Here is a 1,433-nt window from a genome sequence, read left to right as displayed (position 1 = left end):
GAGGTAGGGGGGGGAGGGAAGAACAGAAGTTTTTTTCCATTACCCGTCAAAATAAATTTGACAGACCACTAGTTCTTAGATTTCATCATGAATTTACTCAAAATAGGTAGTAAAAAGATAGAGGAAAAACTTTATCCTATCTTTAACAATTCCCCACTAAGATCTGAAAATTAGCGGTTTCTGGACTTCTTTACATGAAATTTTCCTATTGTTCACTATGTTTTTTGAGCTTATTTAGCACTTTAGGTTTATTATCCACCTTATTACAATTACAAAGTGCTAATGCTAGTCCGGGGAGTTGTCCTGTTCCCGTCTTAGCTCGTATCCAACGTCATCAAGTTAATCGGGGTGAAACTTTAGCAAGTATAGCTAATCGCTATAATTTATCACCAGAAACCATTATGGGAATCAATCCATCTGTTAAGAGTGGGGTGGTAAGTCCAGGTACAGAATTGCAAATTCTTCCTTTTAATGGCATTGTTGTGGAAGTTCCTCCTAATCAAAGCTGGCGACAAATCGCATCTAAATATAAAGTTCGCCCAGATACAGTCTTTGAAATCAATGGTTGTCAGAAAACCCCTAAATTTGTTTTTTTACCAATACTTCCAGGGGTAACTAATACTACTGCCCCTACTCCTGCTGCTGGGGTAATTGCTACGGCACCTAGTACCCCCGCTGAAAACATTACTGGTTATCCCTTGCCAAGTGCTACAGAGGTTGGATTAGCTTATGGTTGGCAATATCACCCGGTAACAGGAGACGTTTTCTTTCATAGTGGCCTAGATTTGTTAGCGCCAGTAAATACTCCTGTGGCAGCGATCGCTCCAGGAATCGTCGTCTTTGCCAAGGAACAAGGTAGTTACGGCAAATTAGTCATTATTAACCACGCAGGTGGCTCACAGAGCCGTTACGCCCAACTTGACAGCATCAAAGTCACGCTCGGTCAAACGGTCAACAAAGGCGATATTTTAGGATCAGTGGGAACTACAGGACAACCAACCTCTACTCAACCCCATCTTCATTTTGAAATGCGTTCTAACGGTTATTTAGGTTGGGAAGCAAAAAATCCCAAGGAGTTTTTAAAGTGAGGAGTTCTCTAAGGGAACACCAAAAAATAAATTACCCAATTTTGTGGGATGGGCATCCTGCCTGTCCTTGATGATCAGCAGGCAATTCGTCCCGCACCACAAGAAATTTTTGGGTATTTTTTTAATTGGAAGTCCCTAAGAGGATGTTTGAAAAGCGAAAAAAAAGGTTTGGCACTATGACCAAACCTCCATAATTGCTGTGCTTAACAACGTACTCAATTAATTTAGTGCTACTCTAGTCACATATCATCTTCCTATGGAATGTGTACAGATTGCTCTAACTGTGATAGATCAAGACAGAAATATATATTGGCGTTGCAAATATTAGTCTATATGAAATTATAC

1 protein-coding gene is annotated in these 1,433 nt (G+C 40.1%); it reads left to right on the top strand.

Going from position 1 to position 1,433, the window contains the following annotated elements:
* Nucleotides 1–194: 194 nt before the first annotated feature.
* The gene (locus IQ228_RS26000) at nucleotides 195–1,088 is read left to right on the top strand and encodes a M23 family metallopeptidase (RefSeq protein ID WP_027401715.1); all 894 of its coding nucleotides are present in this window, start codon (nucleotides 195–197) and stop codon (nucleotides 1,086–1,088) included.
* Nucleotides 1,089–1,433 lie beyond the last annotated feature (345 nt).

This window comes from Dolichospermum sp. LEGE 00246, from assembly GCF_015207865.1.
GTDB classification, from domain to species: Bacteria; Cyanobacteriota; Cyanobacteriia; order Cyanobacteriales; family Nostocaceae; genus Dolichospermum; species Dolichospermum heterosporum.
The sequence above is the reverse complement of the archived record's forward strand: the minus strand, read 5'-3'. Positions and strand labels throughout refer to the sequence as shown.

Bases quoted from the DNA above. Each gene is read 5' to 3' on its own strand.
- IQ228_RS26000 (WP_027401715.1), top strand. From the start codon at position 195: ATGAAATTTTCCTATTGTTCACTATGTTTTTTGAGCTTATTTAGCACT.